The organism is Streptomyces sp. NPDC002130, from assembly GCF_040296465.1.
GTDB lineage: Bacteria > Actinomycetota > Actinomycetes > Streptomycetales > Streptomycetaceae > Streptomyces.
On sequence record NZ_JBEOXI010000812.1, the window covers coordinates 1 to 1,463 of the forward strand.

At 63.6% G+C, this 1,463-nt stretch carries 4 protein-coding genes; all 4 read right to left on the reverse strand.

Going from position 1 to position 1,463, the window contains the following annotated elements; all coding sequences use genetic code 11:
- The coding region (locus ABT116_RS45820; protein ID WP_351647098.1) for a TetR/AcrR family transcriptional regulator at positions 1 to 619 on the reverse strand (619 nt) is incomplete at its 3' end.
- 48 nt (positions 620 to 667) lie between these two features.
- Positions 668 to 850 (reverse strand): rubredoxin, encoded by a 183-nt coding sequence (locus ABT116_RS45825; protein ID WP_095969090.1) that lies wholly within the window; start codon positions 848 to 850, stop codon positions 668 to 670.
- Positions 847 to 1,032 carry a rubredoxin gene (locus ABT116_RS45830; RefSeq protein ID WP_351647100.1) on the reverse strand — a complete coding sequence of 62 codons (186 nt, stop codon included), beginning with the start codon at positions 1,030 to 1,032 and terminating at the stop codon, positions 847 to 849. Before ABT116_RS45830 ends, ABT116_RS45825 begins: the two co-directional genes overlap by 4 nt.
- Positions 1,032 to 1,463 (reverse strand): fatty acid desaturase (locus ABT116_RS45835; protein WP_351647102.1); only part of this gene is annotated, 432 nt, incomplete at its 5' end. The genes ABT116_RS45835 and ABT116_RS45830, both read right to left, overlap by 1 nt.

A 1,463-nucleotide genomic window follows, 5' to 3' on the forward strand; every position in this document is an offset into this window, starting at 1 on the left:
GGCCGTAGGCGAACTTCATGTCACGCAGCGCCACCGGGTCGGTGGTGGCTTCCTCGACCTCGGCGTGCGCCGAAGCCCCGGACTCCGGCGGCATCGAAATGTAGCTGAGCCCGAGACGCGCAATCGCCCTGGCCAAGATCCCGGCATCGGCGGGTGACGCCTGTATCCACCCTCGCTGGAAACTCTCCGCAAGCCGTGACGACGCCCGCTCGATGATGACCGCGCTGTCGGTGGTGATCAGGCGAAGCAGGTCCGGCTTGGCCTCACCGGTGAGGAGTGAGATCACCAACGGGTCGGTTGCACTGGAGGCGAAAAACGATCCGAAGCCCGCCATCAACGCCTCGACTGCACGCCCCTCGTTCGCCACCATGGCCTCGTCCACGGCGTCGACGAATCCGTCGGCAAGGCGAAGCGCGTACGCCTCGGCAAGCCCTTGCCTCGAACCGAACTCGTTGTAGAGCGTCTGACGACTCACACCGGCATGCTTGGCCAGAACCGTCAGCGTCACCTCGGACCAGTCGCGCACGGTCAACAACTCACGCATCGAATCGAGCACCGACGTACGCAGCAGCAGGCGCGACGCTTCTTTCTGCGGCAGACGAGTGGGCGTCGAAGTCATGGTGACGACACTACCGCCGCACCTAGGTCCGTTCGACGCCGACGCATCTCACCGTCGTTCGACCTCAACCATGAAGAAGTCGCTCTTCGCCGCCCCGCAGTCCGGGCAACTCCAGTCGTCGGGAATGTCGTCCCAGCGAGTGCCCGGCTCGATACCGTCGTCCGGCCAGCCGACCGCCTCGTCGTACTCGAATCCGCACTGCGCGCACTGATACAGCTTGTAGTCGTTCATGATTCACTCCCCGCCGTTGCCGGCATCGGCTCGAAGTCCAGCTTTTCCCTCACGCCGCAGTCCGGGCAGCACCAGTCGTCCGGAACGGCATCCCACGGGGTGCCGACCGGAAACCCTTCTCGTGGTGCACCCTTCGACTCGTCGTAGACGTATTCGCACACCGGGCATCGGTAGCGGCTCATCACGCTGCTCCGTACCGAGCGAGGATGCGATCGCGCTTGGACGGCTGAACGTTGACGCGGGTGATGTCGCCGCCGTAATGCGCAAGGACCTTGGGATCCATCACTTTTCGCCACAGCGGCGGAACGTAAGCGAGCATGATCATGCTCGCGTAGCCGCTGGGCAGGTTGGGTGCGCCGTCCATGCTTCGAAGCGTCTGATAACGACGCGTCGGGTTCGCGTGGTGGTCGCTGTGACGCTGGAGGTGATACAGGAAGATGTTGGTGCAGATGTGATCACTGTTCCAACTGTGCTCCGGTGCTGCACGCTCGTACCGCCCGCTGTCCAGACGACGACGCTTCAGACCGTAATGTTCGAGGTAGTTGACGGTTTCGAGCACACCGAGGCGGCGCGAGTCCGGGATGCGGACGTCGGTGAGGAACACCTCGTTGAA